The 25,402-nt window shown below is 67.8% G+C and carries 24 protein-coding genes; 11 read left to right on the top strand and 13 right to left on the bottom strand.

The annotated features are described in order from the left end of the window. Positions 1-14: 14 nt before the first annotated feature. Positions 15-1,349 carry an isocitrate lyase gene (gene aceA, locus IB225_RS14855; protein ID WP_192312036.1) on the top strand — a complete coding sequence of 445 codons (1,335 nt, stop codon included), beginning with the start codon at positions 15-17 and terminating at the stop codon, positions 1,347-1,349. 87 nt (positions 1,350-1,436) lie between these two features. On the opposite strand, the gene IB225_RS14850 is transcribed toward aceA, so the two are convergent. From IB225_RS14850 to IB225_RS14840, 3 genes are all read right to left on the bottom strand, one after another. Continuing rightward, a complete protein-coding gene (locus tag IB225_RS14850) occupies positions 1,437-3,497 on the bottom strand; it encodes a S9 family peptidase (protein WP_192312035.1) in 2,061 nt (686 codons plus the stop codon). Positions 3,498-3,603: 106 nt separating this feature from the next. Then, a complete protein-coding gene (locus tag IB225_RS14845; RefSeq protein WP_192312034.1) occupies positions 3,604-5,109 on the bottom strand; it encodes a YifB family Mg chelatase-like AAA ATPase in 1,506 nt (501 codons plus the stop codon). A gap of 10 nt (positions 5,110-5,119) precedes the next feature. Next, positions 5,120-5,383, bottom strand: coding sequence for an accessory factor UbiK family protein (locus tag IB225_RS14840; RefSeq protein WP_192312033.1), 264 nt, complete (start codon positions 5,381-5,383; stop codon positions 5,120-5,122). Positions 5,384-5,571: 188 nt separating this feature from the next. Between IB225_RS14840 and IB225_RS14835 the strand changes: the two genes are divergently transcribed. Together IB225_RS14835 and IB225_RS14830 are read left to right on the top strand one after the other, a co-directional pair. Further along, positions 5,572-5,910, top strand: coding sequence for a P-II family nitrogen regulator (locus IB225_RS14835; RefSeq protein ID WP_192312032.1), 339 nt, complete (start codon positions 5,572-5,574; stop codon positions 5,908-5,910). Positions 5,911-5,916: 6 nt separating this feature from the next. Continuing rightward, positions 5,917-6,279: a DUF6404 family protein gene (locus tag IB225_RS14830; RefSeq protein WP_192312031.1), complete on the top strand. Its 363-nt coding sequence runs from the start codon at positions 5,917-5,919 to the stop codon at positions 6,277-6,279. 81 nt (positions 6,280-6,360) lie between these two features. Here the strand turns inward: IB225_RS14830 and speE are convergent, their stop codons facing one another. Further along, a complete protein-coding gene (speE, locus tag IB225_RS14825; RefSeq protein ID WP_192312030.1) occupies positions 6,361-7,218 on the bottom strand; it encodes a polyamine aminopropyltransferase in 858 nt (285 codons plus the stop codon). A 130-nt stretch (positions 7,219-7,348) separates the two neighbouring features. Between speE and speA the strand changes: the two genes are divergently transcribed. Next, positions 7,349-9,238 (top strand): arginine decarboxylase, encoded by a 1,890-nt coding sequence (gene speA / locus IB225_RS14820; protein ID WP_192312029.1) that lies wholly within the window; start codon positions 7,349-7,351, stop codon positions 9,236-9,238. 146 nt (positions 9,239-9,384) lie between these two features. Continuing rightward, positions 9,385-10,032 (top strand): carboxypeptidase-like regulatory domain-containing protein, encoded by a 648-nt coding sequence (locus IB225_RS14815; protein WP_192312028.1) that lies wholly within the window; start codon positions 9,385-9,387, stop codon positions 10,030-10,032. A gap of 6 nt (positions 10,033-10,038) precedes the next feature. On the opposite strand, the gene IB225_RS14810 is transcribed toward IB225_RS14815, so the two are convergent. The 5 genes from IB225_RS14810 to radC form a co-directional block, all read right to left on the bottom strand. Beyond that, on the bottom strand, positions 10,039-10,794 hold the full coding sequence (locus tag IB225_RS14810; protein WP_192312027.1) for an SDR family NAD(P)-dependent oxidoreductase: 756 nt from the start codon (positions 10,792-10,794) through the stop codon (positions 10,039-10,041). 34 nt (positions 10,795-10,828) lie between these two features. Beyond that, positions 10,829-11,254, bottom strand: a complete 426-nt coding sequence (locus tag IB225_RS14805; RefSeq protein ID WP_192312026.1) for a hypothetical protein — start codon at positions 11,252-11,254, stop codon at positions 10,829-10,831. Next, on the bottom strand, positions 11,251-12,036 hold the full coding sequence (locus tag IB225_RS14800; protein ID WP_192312025.1) for an SPOR domain-containing protein: 786 nt from the start codon (positions 12,034-12,036) through the stop codon (positions 11,251-11,253). Before IB225_RS14800 ends, IB225_RS14805 begins: the two co-directional genes overlap by 4 nt. A gap of 14 nt (positions 12,037-12,050) precedes the next feature. Beyond that, complete coding sequence (gene argS, locus IB225_RS14795) at positions 12,051-13,739, bottom strand: arginine--tRNA ligase (RefSeq protein WP_192312024.1); 1,689 nt, start codon at positions 13,737-13,739, stop codon at positions 12,051-12,053. Positions 13,740-13,826: 87 nt separating this feature from the next. Then, complete coding sequence (gene radC, locus IB225_RS14790; RefSeq protein ID WP_192312023.1) at positions 13,827-14,501, bottom strand: DNA repair protein RadC; 675 nt, start codon at positions 14,499-14,501, stop codon at positions 13,827-13,829. A gap of 96 nt (positions 14,502-14,597) precedes the next feature. On the opposite strand from radC, the gene coaBC reads away from it, so the two are divergent. From coaBC to IB225_RS14775, 3 genes are read left to right on the top strand one after another with little or no spacing between them, the layout of a single operon-like run. Next, positions 14,598-15,821: a bifunctional phosphopantothenoylcysteine decarboxylase/phosphopantothenate--cysteine ligase CoaBC gene (coaBC, locus tag IB225_RS14785; protein ID WP_192312022.1), complete on the top strand. Its 1,224-nt coding sequence runs from the start codon at positions 14,598-14,600 to the stop codon at positions 15,819-15,821. Next, positions 15,818-16,282: a dUTP diphosphatase gene (dut, locus tag IB225_RS14780; RefSeq protein WP_192312021.1), complete on the top strand. Its 465-nt coding sequence runs from the start codon at positions 15,818-15,820 to the stop codon at positions 16,280-16,282. Before coaBC ends, dut begins: the two co-directional genes overlap by 4 nt. A 14-nt stretch (positions 16,283-16,296) precedes the next feature. After that, on the top strand, positions 16,297-18,639 hold the full coding sequence (locus IB225_RS14775; protein WP_192312020.1) for a phosphomannomutase/phosphoglucomutase: 2,343 nt from the start codon (positions 16,297-16,299) through the stop codon (positions 18,637-18,639). A 72-nt stretch (positions 18,640-18,711) separates the two neighbouring features. Here the strand turns inward: IB225_RS14775 and IB225_RS14770 are convergent, their stop codons facing one another. Both IB225_RS14770 and pyrE read right to left on the bottom strand, forming a co-directional pair. Then, on the bottom strand, positions 18,712-19,440 hold the full coding sequence (locus IB225_RS14770; RefSeq protein WP_225583898.1) for a hypothetical protein: 729 nt from the start codon (positions 19,438-19,440) through the stop codon (positions 18,712-18,714). Positions 19,441-19,457: 17 nt separating this feature from the next. Continuing rightward, positions 19,458-20,129, bottom strand: coding sequence for an orotate phosphoribosyltransferase (pyrE, locus tag IB225_RS14765; protein ID WP_192312019.1), 672 nt, complete (start codon positions 20,127-20,129; stop codon positions 19,458-19,460). Positions 20,130-20,244: 115 nt separating this feature from the next. On the opposite strand from pyrE, the gene IB225_RS14760 reads away from it, so the two are divergent. From IB225_RS14760 to IB225_RS14750, 3 genes are read left to right on the top strand one after another with little or no spacing between them, the layout of a single operon-like run. Next, positions 20,245-21,015, top strand: a complete 771-nt coding sequence (locus IB225_RS14760; RefSeq protein WP_192312018.1) for an exodeoxyribonuclease III — start codon at positions 20,245-20,247, stop codon at positions 21,013-21,015. Further along, positions 21,015-22,361 (top strand): MFS transporter, encoded by a 1,347-nt coding sequence (locus tag IB225_RS14755; RefSeq protein ID WP_192312017.1) that lies wholly within the window; start codon positions 21,015-21,017, stop codon positions 22,359-22,361. The genes IB225_RS14760 and IB225_RS14755 overlap by 1 nt, the downstream gene beginning before the upstream one ends. Positions 22,362-22,419: 58 nt before the next feature. Beyond that, on the top strand, positions 22,420-22,647 hold the full coding sequence (locus IB225_RS14750; RefSeq protein ID WP_192312016.1) for a hypothetical protein: 228 nt from the start codon (positions 22,420-22,422) through the stop codon (positions 22,645-22,647). Here IB225_RS14750 and IB225_RS14745 read toward each other — a convergent pair. Then, the gene (locus IB225_RS14745; protein WP_192312015.1) at positions 22,644-23,783 is read right to left on the bottom strand and encodes an anhydro-N-acetylmuramic acid kinase; all 1,140 of its coding nucleotides are present in this window, start codon (positions 23,781-23,783) and stop codon (positions 22,644-22,646) included. The two genes, IB225_RS14750 and IB225_RS14745, sit on opposite strands and share 4 nt — an antisense overlap. 80 nt (positions 23,784-23,863) lie before the next feature. Then, positions 23,864-25,303, bottom strand: coding sequence for a peptidoglycan DD-metalloendopeptidase family protein (locus IB225_RS14740; RefSeq protein ID WP_192312014.1), 1,440 nt, complete (start codon positions 25,301-25,303; stop codon positions 23,864-23,866). Positions 25,304-25,402: the final 99 nt, after the last annotated feature.

Genomic DNA, 25,402 nt, shown 5'->3' with positions numbered 1-25,402 from the left:
AAAGAGAGCCCGCCATGAGCACCAAGCAACAGCAGATCGACGCCATCCAGAAAGACTGGGACAGCAATCCGCGCTGGACCGGCGTGAAGCGCGACTACGCCGCCGCCGACGTCGTGCGCCTGCGCGGCAGCCTGCAGCCGGAATACACCCTGGCGCGCCGCGGCGCGGAGAAGCTGTGGAAGCTCGTCAACGGCGAAGCGAAGAAGGGTTACGTCAACGCCTTCGGTGCGATCAGCGCCGGCCAGGCGATGCAGCAGGCCAAGGCCGGCCTGGAAGCCGTCTACCTGTCCGGCTGGCAGGTCGCCGCCGACGGCAACACGTCCGAGACCATGTATCCCGACCAGTCGCTGTACGCGTACGACTCGGTGCCGACGATGGTCCGCCGCATCAACAACACGTTCCAGCGCGCCGACGAAATCCAGTGGAAAAACATCTGCGACGGCAAGGCGAATGAAGCCGACGCGATCGACTTCTTCCTGCCGATCGTCGCTGACGGCGAGGCCGGCTTCGGTGGCGTGCTGAACGCCTACGAGCTGATGAAGAACATGATCGTGGCCGGCGCCGCGGGCGTGCACTTCGAGGACCAGCTGGCCGCGGTGAAAAAGTGCGGCCACATGGGCGGCAAGGTGCTGGTGCCCACGCAGGAAGCGGTGCAGAAGCTGCAGGCCGCGCGCCTGGCCGCCGACGTGCTGGGCGTGCCCACCATCGTGCTGGCCCGCACCGATGCCGAAGCGGCGAACCTGCTGACCTCGGACTTCGACGCCAACGACCAGCCCTTCGTCACCGGCCAGCGCACCGCGGAGGGCTTCTACCGGGTGAAGAACGGCCTGGAGCAGGCGATCAGCCGCGGCATCGCCTACGCGCCGTACGCCGACCTGGTGTGGTGCGAGACCGGCACGCCGGACATCGGCTTCGCCCGAGAGTTCGCGCAGGCCGTGCACGCCAAGCATCCCGGCAAGCTGCTGTCCTACAACTGCTCGCCCAGCTTCAACTGGAAGAAGAACCTGGACGACGCGCAGATCGCCCGCTTCCAGGACGAGCTGTCGGCGCTGGGCTACAAGTACCAGTTCATCACCCTGGCCGGCATCCACATCAACTGGTTCAACACCTTCAAGTTCGCCCACGACTACGCGCGCGGCGAAGGCATGAAGCACTACGTCGAGCAGGTGCAGGAAGCCGAGTTCGCCGCCCGCGAGAAGGGCTACACCTTCGTCTCCCACCAGCAGGAAGTGGGCGCCGGCTACTTCGACGACGTCACCACCGTCATCCAGGGCGGCAGCTCCAGCGTCACCGCGCTGAAGGGCTCGACCGAGGAAGAGCAGTTCTACGAAAAGGAAAAGGCGGCCTGATCGCCGCCTGCAGGGATGCACCAAAGGAAACGCCGGCTTTCGCCGGCGTTTCTTCTTTTCAGCGTCGAGTGAGCAGGGCGCGCGCGTTTACTTCTTCACTTCCTGCGTATGGCGCTTCAGTGCTTCGGGCAGGCCGAGGACGCCGTCGGCGCCGTAAGGCACGCTGATGCTGGAGCCGGTCAGGTCGTCGCCGATCTGCTCGGCGCGGCCGCCGAGACACTGGGCCAGGAAGCCTTCGGTCACGGCGTTGAACGCCTTGTTGTTTTCCGGTCGCGCGAAGCCGTGGCCTTCGTCGGGGAACAGCGCGTAGGTCACCGGGATGCTCTTTGCCGTCATCGCCTTGACGATCTGGTCGCTCTCGTCCTGCTTCACGCGCGGGTCGTTGGCGCCCTGGCCGATCAGCAGCGGCTTCTTGATCTGGTCGGCGCGGGTCAGCGGTGAGCGCTCGGTCAGCCACTTCTTGCCGGCCTCGGTACGCGGGTCGCCCATGCGCTTGGCCAACTGCTCGAAGAAGCTCGCCCAGTAGGGCGGCACGGTGCTGAGCAGGGTGTTGAGGTTGGACGGGCCGACGATGTCTACGCCGCAGGCGAACGTGTCCGGCGTGAAGGTCAGGCCGGTCAGCGTGGCATAGCCGCCGTAGCTGCCGCCCATGATCGCGACCTTGTCTTCGGTGGTGACGCCCTGCTTGACCGCCCATTGCACGGCGTCGATCAGGTCGTCGTGCATCTTGCCGGCCCACTCGCCGTTGCCGGCGTTGGTGAAGTCCTTGCCGAAACCGGTGGAGCCGCGGAAGTTGACCGACAGCACCGCGTAACCGCGGTTGGCCAGCCACTGGTTGTAACCACCGTAGCCGTAGGAGTCGCGCGCCCACGGACCGCCGTGGACCAGCAGCACCAGCGGCACCGGCACATCGGCCTTGCCGTCGTTGTCCGCATCGGCGCTGCGCGGCAGGGTCAGGTAGCTGACCAGCGTCTTGTCGTCGCGCGAGGTGATTTCCACCGGCCACTGCGGCACCAGCGGCTTGCCTTCCAGTTTCGGACGCGCGGAGAACAGTTTGGTCAACGTGCCCGAAGGACGGTCGTAGCGGTAATAGACCAGCGGCGCTTCGGCCGCCGAGTACGCAACGATCCAGGTCTTGTCGTCCAGCGTGCGCGTGTTGACCGACACGTCGCCGGGACCGATCGCCTCCAGCTTCTCCAGGTCGCCGCGGACGGCGGGATCCACCACTTTCCACTCGTCGCGCAAATAGTCGACCGACACGGCCTGCACCTTGCCGGTGGCAGGATCGGACAGCGTGCCGCCGACGTCGGCGCGTGCGTCTTCGAGCACCAGCGTGCGCTTGCCGCTGGCCACGTCCACCGCGAACAGCGCCGAGGTGTTGCGGCCGCGCGAGTCGGTGAAGTACAGCGTCTTGCCATCCAGGGTCAGGCCGCCGGGGCTGGTGGTCAGCACGTCCTCGAACGGAATGTCGTCGAACTTCTCCCAGGCGCCCTTGGCGTCGCGCTTGAGCAGGTCCGCACCGCCGTCGGGGCGCGAGCGCTGCGCGTACTTGAGCGAGTAGTCCGCGTCGGCGATGTAGCCGGCGATCTTCGCGTCGTTCTTTTCCAGCAGCGTGCGCGCACCGGTGGCCAGGTCGACCTTGTACACGTCATGCCACTGCGCATCGCGGTCGTTCATGCCGACCAGGATCGTGCCGGGATGCTTCGGGCTGACGCCCGCGACCTGCGCGGTGGTCTTCGGGAACGGCGTCAGGTCCTTTGCCTGGCCGGACTTCAGATCGACGGCGTACAGGTGGAAGTCCTCATCGCCGCCGCTGTCGCGCAGGTACAGCAGCGTGTCGGGCTGGTACGACCAGAAGTAGCTTCGGATGCCGCGCGCCTTGTCCTGTGTCACCGCCTTCGCCTGCGCGGGGTTGTCAGCCGGGGCGACCCAGACGTTCAGCACGCCATCGACGGCGGCGACCCAGCTCAGATACTTGCCGTCGGGGCTGATCTGGACGTTGGCGCGTTCGGGATTGCCGAACAGGGCTTCGCGGGGAATCAGGTCGGTGCCGGCGATACGGTCGGCAGCGGTGGGGGCTGCCTGGGCGGAAAGGGCGACCGCGACGGTCGAGGCCAGCAGCGTGAGACGGAATGCGTTACGGCGCATGGGCGGACTCCTGGGTTGCAAGGGCGGGACGGCGGACAGGACGCCCGCCGGCGGGAGATGTGACCCGAGTAGATCACAGCCCACCCTTGTCTGCCGTGGCCAGAGGTCATGCGGCGCTGCCGCGATCCAGACCGCGATACCCCAGTGCTTCGGTCAGGTGCGCCGTGGTGATCGCATCGCTTTCCGCGAGATCGGCGATGGTGCGCGCCACGCGCAGGATGCGGTGCAGGCTGCGTGCGGACAGCTGCAGACGCTCGACGGCGCGCTCCAGCAAGGCCTGGTCGCGGGCCGACAGCCGGCAATGCGCCATCGTTTCCGCCTGCCCCATGCGCGCGTTCGGGCGACCGGCACGCGCCTGCTGGCGCTCGCGTGCGGTGATCACACGGCACTGCACGGCCGCCGTGCTTTCGCCGTCCGGTGCATCCGGCCGCAACTCATGCGGTGGCAGGCGCGGAACGTGTACATGCAGGTCGATGCGGTCCAGCAGCGGACCGGACAGCCGGCTGCGATAGCGGCGTACCAGATCGGCACCGCAACGGCAGCGTCCACTCGGATCACCGGCCCACCCGCAGGGGCACGGATTCATCGCGGCGACGAGCTGGAAGCGCGCGGGAAACTCCGCCGTCCTCGCCGCACGCGAGACAGTGACGGTGCCGGACTCCAGCGGCTCGCGCAGCACTTCGAGCGCTGCGCGCGACCACTCCGGAAGTTCATCCATGAACAGGACGCCGTTGTGCGCCAGCGAGATCTCGCCGGGCCGTGGCTGCGCGCCACCGCCCACCAGCGCCACTGCGCTCGCCGTGTGGTGCGGGGCGCGGTAGGGGCGCTGTCGCCAGCGCGCCGGGTCCAGGCCACGGCCGCTGACCGAGGCGATGGCGGCGCTTTCCATCGCTTCCGCATCACTCGCTTCGGGCAGCAAACCGGGCAATCGCGACGCCAGCAGCGTCTTGCCGCAGCCGGGCGATCCGACCAGCAGCAGGTGGTGTCCGCCGGCCGCGGCCACTTCCAGAGCGCGGCGTGCATGCGCCTGCCCGCGGACGTCCGCCATGTCGGGGATCGACGATGGCAATGGCGGCGGTGCGATGGCGTGCGGCAGCACCTTGTGACCTTCCAGCAGGGCGCAGACTTCCAGCAACGTGCGACCGGTGAAGGCCTGTCCCTGCCGCGCCAGCGCGGCCTCCGCACCACTGGGCTCCGGGACCACGAGCGACCGCCCGGCGGTAGCGACGGCGAGTGCGGCCGGCAGTACGCCATCCACTGCGCGTAGTTCGCCGGTGAGGCTCAGCTCGCCCAAGAACTCGTAGTCGGCCAGCGCCTCGCGCCGGATCTGACCGCTGGCCGCGAGGATGCCCAGGGCGATCGGCAGGTCAAAGCGACCGCCGTCCTTGGGCAGATCCGCCGGAGCCAGGTTGACCGTGATGCGGCGAGCCGGAAACTCGAATTGCGCACACAGGATGGCGGCGCGCACACGGTCGCGCGATTCGCGCACCGCAGCCTCGGGCAAGCCGACGATCTGGGTGGATGGCAGGCCGCCGGACAGGTGCACCTCCACGCGAACCGGAGGCGCGGACACGCCTGCCCGTGCCCGGCTGTTCACCAGGGCCAGACTCATGGCGGCGGGGTCAGGACTGGGCGGGCTTGTCGGCCAGCTGGGCTTCCAGCGTGGCGACGGTACGTTCCAGCGTTTCGAGTTTCTCGCGTGTGCGCAGGAGCACGGCCTGCTGCACGTCGAACTCCTCGCGCGTCACTAGATCCAGCTTCGCCAGCCCCGCCTGCAATGCGGACTTGAAGGTCTGCTGCAGTTCTTCCTGCGAATCCTTCAGGCCGGGCGGCACCAGTTGGCTGAGGCGGCGTGCGAGGTCGTCGATGTGGTTGAGGTCGATCATGTCTGGTCTCCGGCAGTGCGGTGAGCTTGCGGGTGCCGTCGGCCCGGGGCCATCGGTGTTCGCTGCGCAGCGCTGTCGGAAATTTCCGGGCGGCGAGGCGGTCATTGAACCGCGAGACCCCCGCTGACCGCAACCGCACCACGTCGCGGCGCGTTATCCTGCGCGCAGCATTCCCGGGAGGATCCTGCATGAAAATGGTCATGGCGATCATCAAGCCGTTCAAGCTGGACGACGTGCGCGAAGCACTGGCGGAATCCGGCATCGCCGGCATCACCGTCACCGAGGTGAAGGGGTTCGGTCGGCAGAAGGGCCATACCGAGCTCTACCGCGGCGCCGAGTACGTGGTCGACTTCCTGCCGAAGGTGAAGCTGGAAGTTGCCGTGACCGACGAGCAGGTCGAACAGGTGGTCGAAGCCATCGTGAAGGCCGCCGGCACCGGCAAGATCGGCGACGGCAAGGTATTCGTCTACGACCTGGAGCGCGTGGTGCGGATCCGCACCGGCGAGCTCGACGCCGACGCGCTGTGACGCCCCATGGCTGACCCTGCTTTCGATGCGCGCTTGCGGCAGGCGCTGGCCTTCATCGCGTCAAAAGGCGTTCGTCCCAGCACGGCCGCCCCGCCGTTGTATCGCCTGTTCTGGAAAATGGGACTGAAGGTCCCGCCGCCGCTCATGGCAGGTTTCTTCTCGATCGCCTTGTTGATGGGCGGCTTCTTCGGCGTTTTCTGGGGGCTGCTGATGTGGTTGCTGATGTGGGGCCGCACGGGCATGTCCATGGCCGCCGCTGCCGTGCTCGCGTTGCTGGCAGGCGCGCTGTTCGGTCTGCTCATGGCGGCCGTGTTGCGTTGGCAGGCGCGGAATAAGCAGATCCCGGCGTGGAAGGACTTTGCCCCGTAGCGACGTCCTTTGAGTCAGTGCAATCCGGAAAGAAGAAGGCCCCGCAGAGCGGGGCCTTTCTGTTTGCATCACGCGCGCGACTTATTCGCCCAGTGCCTTCGCCACGAACGGCGGCGCCACCAGCACGCCCGTGTGGAGATGCGCGGTGTAGTACAGCGTGTCGAACGGCTTGGCCTCGGCATCCGCCTGGCGGAACGCGAAGTCGGCGCCCGCCGCCTTGCTGGCGATGGTCACGCTCCACCAGCCGGTCGGGTAGCACGGCTGTGGGAACGGCAGCGTCTTGAACGACTGGAAGCCGGCCTTGCCCATTTCGGCGCGCATGTCGTTGATCAGGTCCAGCAACGCCAGCGGCGATTCGGACTGCTGCACCAGCAGGCCGTCCGGCTTCAGCGCGCGGAAGCAGCTCTCGAAGAACGCCTTGTTGAACAGGCCTTCGGCCGGGCCGACCGGATCGGTCGAGTCGACGATGACGACATCGACGCTACCGGGTTCGCAGTTCGCCATGTAGGCCACGCCGTCGTCGAACAGCAGCTCAGCGCGCGGATCGCTGTTCGACTCGCACAGCTCGGGGAAATACTTCTCCGCCATGCGGGTGACCTGCTCATCGATATCGCACTGCGTGGCCTTCTCCACGCCCGGATGCTTCAGCACTTCGCGCAGCGTGCCGCAGTCGCCGCCACCGATGATCACCACGCGCTTCGGTGCGGCGTGGGTGAACAGCACCGGATGGCTGATCATCTCGTGGTAGAAGAAGTTGTCGCGCGTGGTCAGCATCATCGCGCCATCGATCACCATCAACTTGCCCCAGTCGGTGCTGTCGTAGATCTCGATCTTCTGGAACGGCGACTGCACCTCGTCCAGCTTGCCGGTGGTGCGGAAACCGATGGCCGAGCCGGTGTGCGAGAAGTGTTCGATGAACCAGGTGTCGTTGGCGGTCATGGGGCTGTCCTGCGTGAAGGGAATGGCAACGACGATGGGGGCCTGCCGCTGCGGGGGCGCATTGTAACGGACCCATGTGACCGCAGCCTGTAGAATGCGCCTCCGTTCGCCACCCCACTGGAAAACCGCCATGTCCTGGTCCACCGACCACGCCCGCAAGACCTACTCCGTCCCGCACTGGGCCGAAGGTTATTTCGACGTGGACGCCGCCGGCCGCATCGTGGTCTCGCCCAAGGGCGCGCAGGGTCCGGTGATTCCGCTGCCCGAGGTGGTCGACGCCGCGCGCGCGCAGGGTGCGCAGCTGCCGCTGCTGGTGCGTTTCCCCGACATCCTTGGCGACCGCCTGGGCAAGCTGCAGGCCGCGTTCGCGCAGGCGCAGGCCGACTGGGAGTACAAGGGCGGCTACACGGCGGTGTATCCGATCAAGGTCAACCAGCATCGCGGTGTCGCCGGCACGCTGGCGTCGCACGCGGGCGAGGGCTTCGGCCTGGAAGCCGGCAGCAAGCCCGAGCTGATGGCCGTGCTGGCGCTATCGCGTCCGGGTGGCCTGATCGTCTGCAACGGCTACAAGGACCGCGAGTACATCCGCCTGGCGCTGATCGGCCGCAAGCTGGGCCTGCAGACCTTCATCGTCATCGAGAAGCCCTCCGAGCTGGCGCTGGTGATCGAGGAATCCCGCGCGCTGGGTGTGAAGCCTGGTCTCGGCGTGCGTATGCGCCTGGCCACGCTGGGCGCCGGCAAGTGGCAGAACAGCGGCGGCGACAAGGCCAAGTTCGGCCTCTCCCCGCGCCAGGTGCTCGACCTGTGGAAGCAGCTACGCGAAGCGGGTCTGCAGGACACGCTCGGCCTGCTGCATTTCCACATGGGATCGCAGATCAGCAACGTGCGCGACATTGCCAACGGCATGCGCGAGGCGACGCGTTACTTTGTCGAACTGTCCAAGCTCGGCGCGACCATCAGCCATGTCGATGTCGGCGGCGGTTTGGGCATCGACTACGAAGGCACGCGTTCGCGCAGCTACTGCTCGATCAATTACGGCATCGGCCAGTACGCCAGCAACATCGTGCAGCCGCTGGCCGAGGCGTGCGAGCAGCATGGCCTGACGCCGCCGCGCATCGTCACCGAATGCGGTCGCGCGATGACCGCGCACCACGCCGTGCTGGTGGTCAACGTGTCGGAAGTCGAACAGGCGCCGGAAGGCCGCGTGCCGCCCGCGCACGACGACGAACCGGCGGTGATCCGCCATCTGCGCGAGATCCATGGCGAACTCGACACGCGTCCGGCGGTCGAGCTGTTCCACGAGGCGCAGCACCACCACAGCGAGGGCCTGTCGCTGTACGCGCTGGGCCAGATCGACCTGGTGCACCGCGCGCGCATCGACGACCTGTTCTACGCCATCGCGCATGCGGTGCGCGCACGCCTGAGCAGCGACGAGCGCAGCCACCGCGACCTGCTGGACGAGCTCAACGAGCGCCTGGTCGACAAGTACTTCGTCAACTTCAGCGTGTTCGAATCGATCCCTGACGTGTGGGCGATCGACCAGGTATTCCCGATCGTGCCGATCGAGCGCCTGGACGAAGCGCCGGCGCGCCGCGGCATCATCGCCGACATGACCTGCGATTCCGATGGCATGGTGAAGACTTACGTCGATAACGAGGGCCTGGACTCGTCGTTGCCGCTGCATGCGATGAGGCCCGGCGAGAGCTATCGCCTCGGCATCTTCCTGGTCGGCGCGTACCAGGAAATTCTCGGCGACATCCACAATCTGTTCGGCGATACCGACGCGGTGGAAGTCAGCGCCGATGCGGGCACCGGCTATCTGCTCACCCAGCAGCGCCGCGGCGACACCACCGACGTGATGCTCGACTATGTGGGCTACAGGCTGGACGACCTGCGTGCGGTGTACCGCCAGCGCGTGGATGAAGCCGGCCTGCCTGCAGATGAGTCCAGGCACTTGGCCGAAGCGTTGGAAGCCGGGCTCACGGGCTACACTTACCTGTCGGACGAGCCGTTGGGTTGAGCTCCTGCACCGGGCGTTGACGGCCCCCGGTGCATGCTTCGTTGGCTTGCCACGGCATCAACGCCGATGGTAGACAGGCATCGTGCCACCGTCCTCCAGGCGAGGGCGGGCACGACTACATGCATGAAGCAATGAGGGAGCCAGGGATGAGCAGAACGATCAAGCGCGTGGGGTGGTGGAGTGTCGTGGGTCTTGCGGTGGCGGCGTTTCCGGCCGTAGCCCAACTCCGGACTTCTCCCAAGGTGGACACGCGGCCGCAGGTGCAGGAAGTGCAGCCGCAGGTCGCCTTCGACAAGGCGCAGGCGGTGGCGGCGCTGGACAAGGGCGATGCCAGCATCACGGGCGTCGCATGCTCGTACCACGACGGCTACGTCTATCTGGCCGACAACACGCAGGTGATGCTGTTTCCGGCGACGCCGTATCTCGACGAGTGGGTCAGGCTCCGCAAAAAAGAGCAACGGGACCGCGTGGTCACGATGTCCGACGATGCGTACGCCACGCGGGTCGACACGGAAACCGATGCGAAGGGCAACTTCCGGTTCACCGATATGCAGCCGGGGCGCTACTACCTTTTCATGCAGTTCGCCTTCAACCAGGCGATGTCGCGCGATGTCTATGCGGGCACGAGCAATACGGGATATGGCGCGGTCAACCACTACCAGCGGCAGGACTACACCGTGGCGCGCAACGACGAGATGATCAAGGACGTGGAGATCAAGGCCGGCGACACGACCGTCAAGACCGCGCTGACCCGCGGTGGCCGACTGGCGGCGAAGCTGCTGCCTTGCAAGTAAGCGGGCTCAGGCTGGCGCGCGCGCGACCTGGAAGCCGGCGAACGACTGCGTCACCGGCATGATTTCCAGCCGGTTGATGTTGAGGTGCGGCGGCAGCGTGGCGACGTAGAAGATCGAGTCGGCGATGTCCTCGGCGGTCATCGGATTCGCGCCGGTGTACAGCTTGTCGGACGCGACCTGGTCGCCGTGCGTGCGCACCAGGGTGAATTCGGTTTCGGCCATGCCCGGTTCGATCGTCGTGACACGCACGCCAGTGCCGTGCAGGTCGCTGCGCAGACCCAGCGAGAACTGGCTGACGAAGGCTTTGCTGCCGCCGTAGGCATTGCCGCCGGGATACGGATACACGCCGGCGACCGAGCTGATGTTGATGATCGCGCCCTTGCGGGCGACGAGCGCCGGCAGCAGGCGGTGGGTCAGCGTGACGAGCGCAGTGATGTTGGTGTCGATCATCGTGCGCCAGTCCGACAGCAGCGCGCTCTGCGCGGGCAGTGTGCCCTGCGCCAGGCCGGCGTTGTTGACCAGCAGATCGACGTCGCGGAAGCCTTCCGGCAACGCGGCGAGCGCGGCGTCCATCGCTGCTTCATCGCGGATGTCGAAGGCGGCGGCGTGCACCTTGTCCGCACCGACCTCGTCCACCAGCGCCTGCAGGCGGTCGGCGCGGCGTCCGGTGGCGATCACGCGCCAGCCTGCGGCGGCAAAGCGACGGACGGCAGCGGCGCCGAAGCCGGAGGTGGCGCCGGTGATGAGGGCGGTGCGGGTCATGGGGATTCCTTGGGGAAGGGAAGGCGGGGCGCGGTCAGTGACGCGTCGTGCGTCGCCGGTACCACAGCGTGCCCAGCCACGTGCCCAGCGCGGCGGCGGCCAGCGACAACACCGCGCTCAGGGCATTGGTGCGCAACAGGAAGCTGACGGAATAGGTGTTGTCCGATGCCGCGCCCGCAATACCGGCCAGGACCGATACCGTGGCGATCCACATCGCCAGCGTCAGGCCCACGGCCACGATCAGGAAACGGGGGCCCGCCAGCGCGCCGCCCAGTCCCATGCAGACGGCCGTCACTCCGTAGCTGACGGGGGCCAGATAGCCCCAGCGCGTCTGCAGCACGTCCTGCCAGCTCGCGGGCAGCAGGCGCCCGACCAGCCACGACGCCGCCAGCAGCGCAACCATGGCGACTGCGGTCGCCAGCAGCAGGCGCTGCAGCGTCGGCTGCGGAGTGCGGCTCACTGTGCTTTCACCGCCATCGCCGGCAAGCCACTGCTGGCGAGCTTCTGCTTTGCCTCGGCCAGCTCGCTGGCCGTGCCGTACGGTCCCATGCGCACGCGGTACACGGTCTTGCCGTTGATCTGTGCAGACTCCACACGGGCGCTCAGGCCGAGCATGGCGATCTTGGCCTTCGTGGCCTCCGCATCGCCGGAGGCGCCGAACGCGCCCGCCTGCAGGATGTAGCGCGCGCCGGTGTCGGCGCTGGCGACCGTGGTGGCGGGCTTCGGCGCGGGCGGGGTGTCGGCGGCACGCGGTGCTTCCGGCGTACGCGCGGCAGGGGTTTCGTCGATGGGCGCAGGCTGTGCCGCCGTGTCGGACGCGGCAGGCGTGGTGGCGGCGATCGGCGACTGTCCGTTCAGCGCGGCGCGTGCCTTTCGGGCTTCCTCCTCGCGCGCGCTGGCGGCGAGTTCGGCATCGGACATCTGCACTTCCTTGCCGGGAAGCAGGGTGTAGAAGTCGTACTGGGTCTCCTTCGGCGTGGTCCCGTCCGCAGCGGTCGCACTGGGCGCTTCAGCCGGTGTGTCGGGCACCACGGCCTCGACGTCGGCGCTGTCGATCGGCGCCGGCTGCGCATCCGGGTTGGGCTGCGGACGGAAGAAGCCGTCGCCGTCCTTCTTGCCGAGACCGGGCACGATGAAATACACCGCCAGGCCGATCAGCAGGCCGAGGACCAGCCAGACCCACGGGGGCGTGGCGTGACTCGAATTGCGGGTGGCCTGGTTCTTGCCGCGCCTTGCTGCCATCTACTGCTCTCCGCTCACATCTTCTCGGGCGCACTGACGCCCAACAGGTCCAGTCCATTGGCCAGCGCCTGGCGTACCGCCAGGGCCAGCGCCAGCCGCGCATCACGCGCGGCCGCGTCGTCGATCAGCACCGGCGTGCCGGCGTACCACGTGTGGAAAGCATAGGCCAACTCGCGCAGGTATTGCGCCACGACGTGCGGCTCCAGCGATTCGCCGGCGGCTTCCACCACTTCCGGATAGCGCGACAGTTCCACCATCAGCTGCAGCGAAGTGTCGTCGTCCAGGCGCGCCAGGTTCGCCAGACCGTTGGCCTGGTCGTAGGCGTAGCCCTTCTCGCCGGACTGGCGCAGCAGGCTGCACACGCGGGCATGTGCGTACTGCACGTAGAACACCGGGTTGTCGTTGCTCTGCTGGCGGGCTAGGTCGATGTCGAACGTCAGCTGCGAATCCGGCTTGCGCGCGATCAGGAACCAGCGCGTCGCGTCGGCGCTGGTTTCCTCGATCAGGTCGCGCAGGGTGAAGTAGCTGCCGGCCCGCTTGGACAGCTTCACTTCTTCGCCACCGCGCATCACGGTGACCATCTGGTGCAGCACGTATTCGGGGTAGCCCTGCGGGATGCCTTCGCCCAGCGCCTGCAGGCCGGCCTTCACGCGCGCCAGCGAGCCGTGGTGGTCGGCGCCGAGCTCGGTGATCGCGCGTTCGTAGCCGCGCTGCCACTTCGACAGGTGGTAGGCCACATCCGGCACGAAGTAGGTGTAGCTGCCGTCGGACTTGCGCATCACGCGGTCCTTGTCGTCTCCGAAGTCGGTGGACTTCAGCCACAGCGCGCCGCCTTCCTCGTACGTGTGGCCGGAGGCGACCAGCTTGCGCACGGTCTCCTCCACTTTCTGGTCGGCGTAGAGCGAGCTTTCCAGGAAGTAGCGGTCGAACGACACGCCGAACGCGGCCAGGTCCAGGTTCTGCTCGCGGCGCAGGTAGGCCACGGCGAAGCGACGGATGGCATCGAGATCCTGCGGATCCTTTTCTCCGGTGACCACGTGGCCTTCGACCTCGACCGCGTCGCCGTTGAGGTAGGCCTGCGCCACATCGGCGATGTAGTCGCCGCGGTAGCCGTCTTCCGGCCAGCCTTCGCTGTCCGGCGACTTGCCCAGCGCGCGCGCCTGGGTGGACTTGGCCAGGTTGTCGATCTGCACGCCGGCGTCGTTGTAGTAGAACTCGCGCTTCGCATTCCAGCCGTTGGCGGCCAGCACGCGGGCGATGCAGTCGCCGATGGCGCCGGCGCGGCCATGGCCGACGTGCAGCGGGCCGGTCGGGTTGGCCGATACGTATTCCACGCCTACGGTGCGACCCTTGCCGCTGTCGTTGCGACCGTAGGCGGCGCCCTGCGCCAGCGCCGCGGCCACTTCGCGCTGGTAGGCGCCGGGGCTGAGGTGGAAGTTGATGAAGCCGGGGCCCGCGATCTCGACCTTGGCGACGTCATCGCTGGCCGGCAGGGCGTCCACCAGCGCGGTGGCGATGGCGCGCGGATTGCTGCGCGCCGCCTTGGCCAGCAGCATCGCGGCATTGGTGGCGAAGTCGCCGTGTTCGCGGGTCTTGGGGCGCTCGACCACGAAATCGGGCGTGGTGGCGTCGGCCGGCAGGGTGCCGGCAGAGCGCAGGGCGTCGATGCCCTGTGCGATCAAGGCGCGGAGGGAAGCTTTCACGGAAGACCGTCGTATTGCGTGGGAACCGCCTATTCTAAGTTTTCCCGGCCCCTGCGTGGGATCGGCGCGGTTCAGCGAGGCGCCGCATCACACCCAGCCGCGCGCGGCCATCGACTGCGGCGGCCCATCCCCGATGACGAAGTGGTCCAGCAGGCGCACGTCCACCAGTGCCAGTGCCTGTTTCAGGCGCTGGGTCACCGCGCGGTCGGCGGCGGACGGCTCGCTGCACCCGGACGGATGGTTGTGGCCCACGATCAACGCGGTGGCGTTCACTGCCAGTGCGCGTCGCGCGACTTCACGCGGGTGTACCTCCGCGCTGTCCACGGAGCCCTGGAACAGTTCTTCGAACGCGAGCACGCGATGGCGGGTATCGAGGAACAGGGCGGCGAAGACTTCGTGGGGTCGCCCGCGCAGGCGCTGGGCGAAGTAGCGGCCGGCGGCGTCGGGATCTCCGATCGAGTCGCCGCGTTCGAGCGAGGCATGCAACAAGCGGGTGCCGAGCTCCAGCGCCGCGGCGAGGGCGCTGGCGCGTGCCGGCCCCAGACCGGGCAACGCGATGAGTTCGGCGGGTGGACGCTCCAGCAACGCGCGCAGGGGGCCATGCCGGGCGAGCAGTTCGCGCGCAGTGCCGACGGCATCACGCCCGCGCAGGCCGGAACCCAGGAAGATGGCCAGCAACTCCGCATCGCTGAGGTTGGCCGGTCCGCGGGCCAGGAGCTTTTCGCGGGGGCGTTCGTCGGTAGGCCAGTCGCGTATGTGCATGGGCACAGGATCGGCCGGCGCCCCCGCCGCATGCATCGGGCGTCACGGGGCGTTCGGGTAAGCTAATCGCCTGTTTCGACGTAGGAATGAGCCGACGTGAGTGGATCGGACAAGACGCAGGGTCTGGCGGGACAACGCGTGCTGCTGTGCGTGGGAGGCGGGATTGCCGCCTACAAGGCGCTGGAACTGGTGCGCCGTCTGCGCGACGCAGGGGCGCAGGTGCAGGTCGCCATGACCGCGGGCGCGCAGCAGTTCGTGACCCCGCTAAGTTTCCAGGCGCTATCCGGTCAGCCCACGCGCACCACCTTGTGGGATAGCGCCGCCGAACAGGCGATGGGCCATATCGAACTGGCGCGCTGGGCCGACCGCGTTGTCGTCGCGCCGGCTACTGCCGACCTGATGGCGCGACTGGCGCACGGCCTGGCCGACGATCTGGTGACCACGCTGTGCCTGGCCACCACGGCGCCGATCACCATCGCGCCGGCGATGAACCATCGCATGTGGCAGCACCCTGCCACGCAGGCCAATCTGGCGACGCTGCGGGGCCGCGACGTGCAGGTCGTGGGTCCGAACGATGGTCCGCTCGCCGAGGGCGAGTCCGGCCCCGGTCGATTGGCCGAGCCGGACGAAATCGTCGCCGCGCTGGCAGGCCGGTCCACGGCCGCTGTGCCGCAGGATCTTGCCGGCCTGAAGGTCGTGGTCAGCGCCGGTCCGACCTACGAGGATCTGGACCCTGTCCGTTATCTGGGCAACCGCAGCAGCGGCAAGATGGGCTTCGCCGTGGCCGCCAGCGCCGTCAGGCGCGGCGCCGCCGTCACCCTGGTTGCCGGCCCCGTGCACCTGCCGACGCCGGCGGGCGTGACCCGCGTGGACGTGCGTTCCGCCGCGCAGATGCATGATGCCGTGTTCGCCTCGCTGCCGGCCGACATCTATATCGGTGCTGCCGCCGTGGCGGACTACACCCCGCGGGAGCCCGCCGCCAACAAGATCAAGAAGTCCAGCGAATCGCTGGCGCTGGACCTGGTGCGCACCCCCGACATCCTGGCCGAGGTCGCCGCGCAGACGCAGGCGCTGAAACTGGTGGTCGGCTTCGCCGCCGAGACCAACAACGTGGCCGAATACGCGCGCAAGAAGCTGGAGGCCAAGCGGCTGGACATGATCGTGGCCAACCGCGTCGGCATCGCCGATGGCGGCTTCGAGAGTGACCAGAACGCGATGACCGCCTACTGGAAGGACGGCGAGCGCAGTTTCGCTTCCGCCCCCAAGACGCGGCTTGCCGATGAACTGATCGACCTGATCGTGGAGCGACTGAACGCATGAGCGCATCCCGCGCAGTGGAAGTGAAGCTGCTGGACCCCCGCTTCGGCGACGAATGGCCGCTGCCGGCTTACGCCACCAAGGCCAGCGCCGGCATGGACCTGCGCGCGGCCCTGGAAGCACCACTGGTGCTGGAGCCGGGCGATGCGGCGCTGGTGCCCAGCGGTATCGCCCTGCACCTGGGCGACCCGGCGTTGTGCGCCGTGGTGCTGCCGCGTTCCGGACTGGGCCATCGCCACGGCATCGTGCTGGGCAATGGCACCGGCCTGATTGATGCCGACTACCAGGGACCGCTGCTGATCAGTGTGTGGAACCGCGGACACGAGGCCTTCACCATCCAGCCCGGCGATCGCATCGCCCAGGTCATGGTGCTGCCGGTCGTGCGCGTGAGCCTGCAAGTGGTGGATACTTTCGCCGACAGCGCACGGGGGACGGGTGGCTTTGGCCACACCGGCGTGCGATGACAGGGGACAAGCCGATGGACACGACGAACGAGAGCCGCGCACGCATGGCCGTGGGCGATCTGCGCAGTGCGCTGCCGAAACTGGCGGTACTGCTCGCGCTGCTGGCCGGACTGATGGCCTGGAGCGGCATCCGCCAGTGGCGCGATGCCGGTCTGCTTGAACAGACCGAGCAGGCGCGCGACAACGCCGTTGACGCTGTATTGGCGAGTCATGCGGCCCAGGTGAAGCAGCTGGAGCAGCGTCTGGCGTCCGCGCCGGTCAAGGCGGCGCTGGCGGCAAACGACACCGCCGTTGCCATTGCCGCCATCCGCGAGGGCTGGACCGGCGTCGAGCAGGTCGAAATCCTGGATGGCGCATTGACCGCGGCGTACGACGATGCCGCCGCCTTCGGCTACAGCAAGCTCGCCTTGCTGGAGGCCGGGATGCAGGGCGACGCCGTGGCGACGCGTGTGGTGAGAGACGGCAAGCAGGCCTCGTTCGGGCTGGCCGCGGCGGTGCCCCAGGGCGTGCTGTACGTGCGCCTGCCGTTGGCGCGTCTGACGCAGGGCTTCGACGGCGTGGCGATGCCGGCCGGCGGCTACCTGGCATTGCGCCAGGGCGGCTATTCGATCAAGCAGCGCGGCAACAGCCGACTGGAAGACGGTGCCGAGCGCATGGCGCATGCGGTTGGCAAGACCGGTCTGCGCGTGGCGACGGCGGTGCCCGACAGCGAATCCGGCCCGCTGGGCCTGGGCGCAATGCCGGCCCTCGTGGTGGCCGCGCTGCTGGCAGGCCTGGCCATAGCGGCCGTGCTGGTTGCACGGGGCGGCCTCCGCCCGGGACGCCGGGGCGCGGACGGCGGTGAGGCGCATGACGCAGAGGAACCCACCCTGGGTGAAGCGCTGCTGCGCGATCCGCCGCCTGCGACCACCGGCCGCGCCGTCGTGGCGACAGAGGAGGGCGAACAGGATGCCTACCGCCAGGCCGACGGCAAGGCGGTGGACGTGGATCCTGGCATCTTCCGCGCGTACGACATCCGCGGCATCGTCGGGAAGTCGCTGAGCGTGGAGGTCGCCGAACTGATCGGTCTGGCCATCGGCTCGGTGATGCGCGACGAAGACCTGCCGGACATCGTCGTCGGCCGCGATGGCCGCCTGTCCGGCCCGGACCTGGTCGGCGGATTGATCGAGGGCCTGCGCAAGGCGGGCCGCAACGTCATCGACATCGGCCTGGCGCCGACGCCGGTGGCCTACTTCGGCGCCTACCACCTGCGCGCCGGCAGCTGCGTGGCGGTGACCGGCAGCCACAATCCGCCGGACTACAACGGCTTCAAGATCGTGGTCGGTGGACAGACCCTGTCGGGCGACGCCATCACCGACCTGTACGAGCGCATCCGCGACAACCGCCTGTACGTGGCCGGCATCCCGGGCGACCTGCAGCAGCGCGACATCGCCGCCGACTACATCCAGCGCATCGCCGATGACGTGCAGCTCGAGCGTCCGCTGAAGGTCGTGGTGGACGCGGGCAACGGCGTCGCGGGCGACATCGCGCCGCAACTGCTGGAAGCCATCGGCGCCGACGTGATTCCGCTGTACTGCGAGGTCGATGGTACGTTCCCGAACCACCATCCGGACCCGAGTGAACCGCACAATCTGGAAGACCTGATCCAGACGGTGAAGCGCTTCGATGCCGACATCGGCCTGGCGTTCGATGGCGACGGCGACCGCCTCGGCGTGGTGACCAAGGAAGGCGCGATCATCTTCCCCGACCGCCTGCTGATGCTGTTCGCAGCGGACGTGCTGGAGCGCAATCCGGGCGCGCTGATCATCTACGACGTGAAGTGCACCGGAAAGATGCAGGGCTGGGTGCTGCGCCATGGCGGCACGCCGATGATGTGGAAGACCGGCCATTCGCTGATCAAGGCCAAGATGCGCGAAAGCGGCGCGGAACTGGCGGGCGAGATGAGTGGCCACTTCTTCTTCCAGGAGCGCTGGTACGGGTTCGACGACGGCCTGTACTCCGCCGCGCGCCTGCTGGAGATCCTGGCCAACCGCACGGAAACGCCGTCCGAGGTGCTGGCCGAGTTGCCCGATGGCGTGTCGACGCCGGAGATCAAGGTCGACGTGGTGGAAGGCACGCCACATGCCATCGTCGAGCGGTTCGTCGACGGGGTCGAGTTCGAAGGCGCGCGCCTGTCCACGATCGACGGCCTGCGAGCGGACTGGGACGACGGCTGGGGCCTGGTGCGGGCCTCCAACACCACACCGATCCTGGTGCTGCGCTTCGAGGCCGACAATACGGCGGCGCTGGAGCGCATCAAGGACGAGTTCCGTTCCCGCCTGCAGGCGCTGGCACCGGAACTGAAGATGACGTTCTGATCGCAGTCCGATGACGGACAAGAAAACGCCGGGCAATGCCCGGCGTTTTCGTTTTCCGGCGCAGGCAGCAGCCTACTTGCGGACGGGTGCGGGCGCTTCCGGCGTGGTGGCGGACTTCAGCGCGGCTTCTTCCGCCTGCTCCGGCGAGACGCCCTTCATCGCGCGGAAGCGCTGCAGGATATCGGCGATCTCCACGTCCAGTTCCGCGCGCTGCTTCTCGAAGCTCTGCTGCAGGCGGCGCGTACGGACCAGTTCCGCATGGCGCTGGTGGATGGACGCGGCCACTTCCTTGCGGACGGGACGGCCCGCCAGCTCGTTGTCGCCCGCGGTCTGGAGCAGGCTGATGAGGCCGTCGCGCAGGCTGACCGTGTTGTAGCTGGCGGTGCGCACGTTGTTGTCGACGATGGCCGTCCGCTCGTCGAACACGCGGCGCAGTTCGTCTTCGCTGCGATACGAGAGCAGCATCGCCGCGTCAGTGCGGCGGCGCATGTCCGCGGCGGCGGCATCGATCTGTGCCTGCTGCGCGGCGATGGCGGCCTGCGCACGCTCCTCCTCGGTCATGGCGCGATCCACGCCGCCGGTGCGCAGGCCGCTGGTCGCGCTGATCTCGTCACGCGCGACATTCACGGCATCGGCGGGGAGGGCGTCGCTGCAGACGCGTTGGCCCTTCTCTTCCCAGCAGAAGAGCTTCTTCGCGGTCGGCGCAGCGGCTGGCTTGCCCTTGTTGCCCTGGGCGAACGCATGGTATGCCACAAGCACGGAAAGCGCGGCGGCGAGAGTGGTGTAGGTGCGGACGGTCATGGCAGCCCCCTGCTGCGTCAGTCCTGGCTCGCGCTGCCGTAGCGGGCCCGGTAGGCCAGCAGGTCGTCGCGATGGCGGACAAGGTCGGCGCTTTCGCCGGCAAATGCAAGCAGGTCGTGCAGGCTGGCCACGGCGATCACCGGGACGCCGGTTTCTTCGGCGACCGTCTGCGCGGCGGAGCGGCGCACACCGCCGGTACCCGGTTCGCCCAGCACTTCCTGCCGGTCGAGTGCCACCACGATGCCGGCCGGCGTGCCGCCACCGGCGCGGATCAGGCCCAGCGCTTCGCGGATGGCGGTGCCGGCGGTGATCACGTCGTCGACGATCAGCACGCGACGATCCTCCAGCGGCGCGCCGATCAGCAGCCCGCCCTCGCCATGGTCCTTGGCTTCCTTGCGGTTGAAGGCGACCGGCAGGTCACGGCCGCGTCGGGCGAACTCGCAGGCCACCGCGGTCGCCAATGGAATGCCCTTGTAGGCGGGCCCGAACAGCAGGTCGAACTCGACGCCTGCCTCTTCCACCGCATCGGCATAGCACGCGGCCAGGCCCGCCAGCCGCGCACCACTGTCGAAGCGGCCCGCATTGAAGAAGTACGGACTCTGCCGTCCCGATTTCAGGGTGAACTGGCCGAAGCGCAGGGCCTGCGCGTGCAGGGCGATCTGGAGGAAGCGGGCGCGGTGATCGGTCATGGGCGGCATGGGGCTGAACAGGTCGGAGGACAGGATAACCGCCCCTCGGTCGACGTCGCGCGATGGGCGCGCCGGTTCGGGTACGCTTGCCCGGTTTCCGACGAACGACGAGCACATGCGCATCATCAGCTTCAACGCCAACGGCCTGCGCTCGGCCGCCACCAAGGGCTTCTTCGACTGGTTCACCGCGCAGGACGCCGACGTGCTGTGCGTGCAGGAGACCAAGGCGCAGGAACACCAGCTGGCCGGTCCCGAATTCCTGCCGGCCGGCTACAAGGCCTGGTTCCGCGACGCCACCACCAAGAAGGGCTACAGCGGTGTGGCGATCTACGCCAGGCGCGAGCCCGACGAGGTCCGCACGGCGCTGGGCTGGCCGGAGTTCGACGAGGAGGGCCGCTACATCGAGGCGCGCTTCGGCAACCTGAGCGTGGTGTCCTTCTATATTCCGTCCGGATCGTCGGGCGATGAGCGCCAGGGCTTCAAGTTCAAGGTCATGGACTGGCTGGCGCCGGTGCTGGACGAGTGGCGCCGCAGCGGGCGGCATTACGTGCTGTGCGGCGACTGGAACATCGTGCGCAGCCGCCTCGACATCAAGAACTGGACCAGCAACCAGAAGAACTCCGGCTGCCTGCCGCCCGAGCGCGACTGGCTGAACGGGATGTGCGTGGATGACGGTGGCTGGGTCGATGTCTACCGCGTGCTGCATCCGGAAGGGCAGGACTACACCTGGTGGAGCAACCGCGGCGCGGCGCGCGCCAACAACGTGGGATGGCGGATCGACTACCAGTTTGTCACCCCGTCGCTGCGGGATCGCCTGAAGGCCTGTTCGATCTACCGCGAGCAGCGCTTCTCCGACCATGCCCCTTTCACGGTGGACTACACCTGATGACCTCGAGTGCCGCGCCGCCGTCCCGCAAGCCCTGGCAGAACGTCCTTCTCAACCTGCGCCAGCCCAAGGTACTGGCGATGTTGCTGCTGGGGTTCTCGTCGGGCCTGCCGCTGTACCTGGTGGGCAACACCATGGGCTACTGGATGCGCGAGAACGGCAGTGAGCTGTCGGCGATCGGGTTCCTGTCCTGGGTGGGCCTGGCGTACACGCTCAAGTTCCTCTGGGCGCCGATCATCGACAAGACCGACGTGCCGCTGCTGGGGCGACTGGGACGTCGCCGCGGCTGGATGCTGTTGTCGCAGATCGTGGTGGCCGGCGGTCTGGCCGGCATGGCCATCGTGCAGCCGCAGGGCGGACTGGTGACCTTCGCCGTGCTTGCGTTGATTGCCGCGTTCGCCTCGGCCACGCAGGACATCGTGATCGATGCCTGGCGCATCGAGATCGCCAACAACACGGAAGAACTGGGCCTGCTGACCTCGGGCACCCAGTTCGGCTACCGTACCGCCCTGCTGGTGACAGACGCACTGATCCTGATCCTGGCCACCTACGTGGGCTGGGCCATGTCGTACTGGATGATGGCGGCGCTGATGGGCGTTGGCATGTTCTCGGCTCTGTTCCTGGCGCGCGAGCCGGCGGCCACCCAGTTGGCGTCCGCGACGCATTCCGAATCCCTCTGGACGCTTTCGGGTCTCTGGGACGCGATCATCGGACCCTTCATCGCGTTCTTCAGGGCGCACGGCAAGTGGGCGTTGCTGATGCTCGCGGCGATCAGTCTCTACCGGCTGCCCGATTTCGTGATGGGCCCGATGAACAACCCGTTCTACGCGGACATCGGCCTGAGCAAGGAGTTCGTGGGTGAAGTGCGGGCGTCGGTGGGATTGATCTCATCGCTCATCGGCATCGCCGCGGCGGGTATCAGCGCCGTGCGCTTCGGATTCGCGCCGACCCTGCTCGCCGGCGCCATCCTGGGGCCCGGCTCCAACGCGGCTTTCAGCTGGGTGGCTTATACCCACGGCGATCCGACCGTCTTTGTCTCGGCGATGGCGATCGACGGCTTCGCCACGGGCTTTGCGGGCACCGCGCTGGTCGCCTACATGTCCAGCCTGACCAGCATCGGCTACACCGCGACCCAATATGCGCTGCTCAGTTCGTTCTATGCCTTGCTCGGGAAGATGCTGAAAGGTTTCTCAGGTGTCGCCGTCGAGTATCTGGCGGTGGGCCGTACCTTGATAGAGGGGTATGCCTTGTTCTTCCTTGGTACGGCACTCGCAGGCCTGCCGGCGCTGTTGCTGTGCCTCTGGTTGGCGCGCCAGCTGCGCGCGCGACCTTCAGTGGCCGGGTAGCGGATGCTGCCTCCGGTGTGCGTTACAGTTCTCGGCGGGGCGTGTTAGGGGCGCAGCAATGACCGACATCGTGCTGAAGGACGTGGACCCGATCCTGGCCGAGCGCATCCGGCGCGTCTCGCACGCGCGGGGCTGGCCGATCCACGACACCATCTTCAACCTGCTGGAACAGGGTCTGTTCGTGTGCGAGGCCGAAGTCCGCGGCGGCTTCGATGATCGCGAGGTCAATGCACTCGCCGAGGCCATCAGCGCACTCAAGGACGTTCCGCCCGGCAAGGGCTTCTAGGCCGGATACACCGTGCCGAGCACGCGGCGCCCCGACGCGCCGGTGACGGCAGGCAGGTTGCCGGGGCGGCCGGCCAGCGTTTCGCGCGCCAGCCAGGCAAAACCCATCGCTTCCACGTAATCCGGATCCAGCCCGTGCGCGGCGGTCGATTCCACTACCGCCTGCGGCAGGTAGGCCGCCAGGCGCGCCATCAGCACCGGATTCCGCACGCCACCGCCGCAGACCAGTACACGGCGCGTCTCGGGTTGGGTCATCTGCAGCGCATCGGCGACCGTGCGTGCGGTGAGATCGAGCAGCGTGGCTTGCACGTCGGCAGGCGATGGCGTATCGCCCTCCACGCGTGCCTGCAGCCAGTCCAGGTGGAAGTGCTCGCGCCCCGTGCTTTTCGGTGGCGGCAGCGCGAACCAGGGGTCGGCCAGCAGCTTCGCCAGTAATGCCGCGCTCGTCTGGCCGCTGGCGGCAAAGGCGCCGTCGGCATCGTAGGCGCGCCCGGTGTGTCGCTCGCACCAGGCATCCATCAGCGCGTTCGCCGGACCGGTATCGAAGCCGCGCACGTCGCCCACGGTGGGCAGCAGCGTGAAGTTGGCAATGCCGCCCAGGTTGAGCACTGCACGGTCTTCCTGCGGAGACCCCAGCAGCGCCGCGTGGAAGGCGGGCATCAGCGGCGCACCCTGACCACCTGCGGCCACATCGCGACGCCGGAAGTCGGCGACCGTGGCGATGCCACAGCGCTCGGCGATGACATTGCCGTCGCCCAGTTGCCAGGTGAACGGCGGCTCCGCCTGCGGTCGATGGCGGATCGTCTGGCCGTGCGAGCCGATCGCCCGCACGCGGCCACGCGGAACACTGGCTTCGTCCAGCAGCGCGAGCGCGGCATCCGAGAACGCCAGCGCGATGCGGCCGTCCAGCGAGCCCAGCGCATCCAGGGACACGTTGTCCGCGCCCTGGCCGAGTGCGACGAGCTGCGTGCGAAGCGCTTCGTCCCAGCCGAAGGTGCGGCCATGGACAAGTTCGCAACGCAGGGCGCGGCCTTCGCCTTCAAAGCGCACAAGGGCGGCATCGATGCCGTCGGCGCTGGTGCCGGACATCAGGCCCAGGTAAAGCTCGGAAGTGATGGCGTCTGCGGCGTGGGTCATGCGGGACCGTCGGACAAAGAAAAAGGCGGGACAGTGTCCCGCCTTTTCTCGCTTCCCGCCATGCGCGGACGCTGGTCCGGTCAGCCCTTCTTGGCGGCAGCAGGCTTGGCTGCCGCGACCGTGGTCGCCTTCGTGGCCTCGTCGGCGGGACCGACATCGGCGTAGATGATGTCTTCGACCGTGCGGATGCGCGCCAGCGCGTTGGCCGTGTAGGTGCGATACGCCGCGAGTTGCGCGCCGGACAGCGGTTCCGGCGGCGGCATGGTCACCGACAGCGGATTGCGGTGCACACCGTTGATGCGGAATTCGTAGTGCAGGTGCGGACCGGTCGACAGGCCGGTGGTGCCGACATAGCCGATCACCGTGCCCTGGGCGACGCGCTGGCCCTGCCGGATGTTGCCCATGCGCGACATGTGCGCGTACAGCGTGGTGTGGCCGCGGCCATGGTCGAGGATCACGGTGCGGCCGTAGCCGCCCTGCCAGCCTGCGAACTGCACGCGACCGTCGCCGGCCGCCATGATCGGCGTGCCCGTCGAGGCAGCGTAGTCCACGCCCTTGTGCATGCGCATCGTGCCCAGCACCGGATGGCGACGCGCACCGAACTTGGAGCTCATGCGGGCATACGCGATCGGCATGCGGATGAAGTTCTTCTTCAGCGGCCGGCCGGCGGCGGTGAAGTACTCGGGCTTGCCGCCCGGGCGGGCGAAACGGAAACCCGAATGCAGCTTGCCGTCGACGGTGAAGGTGGCGGCCTGCACCGGGCCGGTGCTGATCAGTTCGCCTTCGCGCCAGGTCTGTTCGACCACCACGCTGAAGCGGTCTTCCGGGCCCAGGTCGGAATTGAAGTCGATGTCGTACTTGAAGATCTCGTCCGTCATCGAGTTGATGTTGGCCGAGGTCAGGCCGGCCTTGCGCGCCGACCGGTTCAACGACCGCCCCACCTTGCCGCTGAGTACGACGGTGCGGGTGGTGGTTTCGCGCGCGACCACGCGCTCGGTGATCTTGTCCGCGCCGACGACCAGTTCTACCCGGTGGCTGGGGTCGCGGTCGTAACGCAGGGTGCGCAGGCCGCCGGTGACCGGCAGGTCGAAGGCGATCTCGGTGCCCGGCTTCAGGCGCGTCAGCGCCTTCTTGGCGTCGGCGTTGTCCAGGATGCGGTGCAGCGTGGCGGCCGGGATGCCGAGTTCCTCGAAAATCGCCCCCATGGTCTGGCCGGGTTTGACCCGCACGACCTGCCAACTGTCGCCGGCGGTACCGGCCTGGCGTTCGGCCGACAGTTCGGGCAGATCGAGCAGCAGCGTATTGCGCGGCTCGGACACCGGCGCCTGGATCGCGCTGGAAAAGCCCGGCACGATGGTCGCCATCAGCACACCGATGGTGGTGAACAGACTGGCGTGGATCCAGTGGCGGCGCGTCCAGCGCCCTTCCGGGAGATGCCGCTTCACGGCGGTATCGCGAAGCACCCCAAGGCGCTCCCGGAACAGTTGCTTGCGGCTGTTGCCGCCCCCATGAGTTTGCATCAAGGTTGCACCCCGGGGCCAAGGCAAAGCCCCAATCGGCGTACCATAGACACGCGAAGACTTCGCGTCAAACCATTGAGTCAAATAGCTTTTTTGATT

The sequence above is a fragment of the Pseudoxanthomonas sp. PXM02 genome (assembly GCF_014851805.1).
Taxonomy (GTDB): domain Bacteria; phylum Pseudomonadota; class Gammaproteobacteria; order Xanthomonadales; family Xanthomonadaceae; genus Pseudoxanthomonas_A.
Note: the sequence above shows the minus strand (reverse complement) of the source record. Positions and strands in the feature narration are given on the sequence as shown.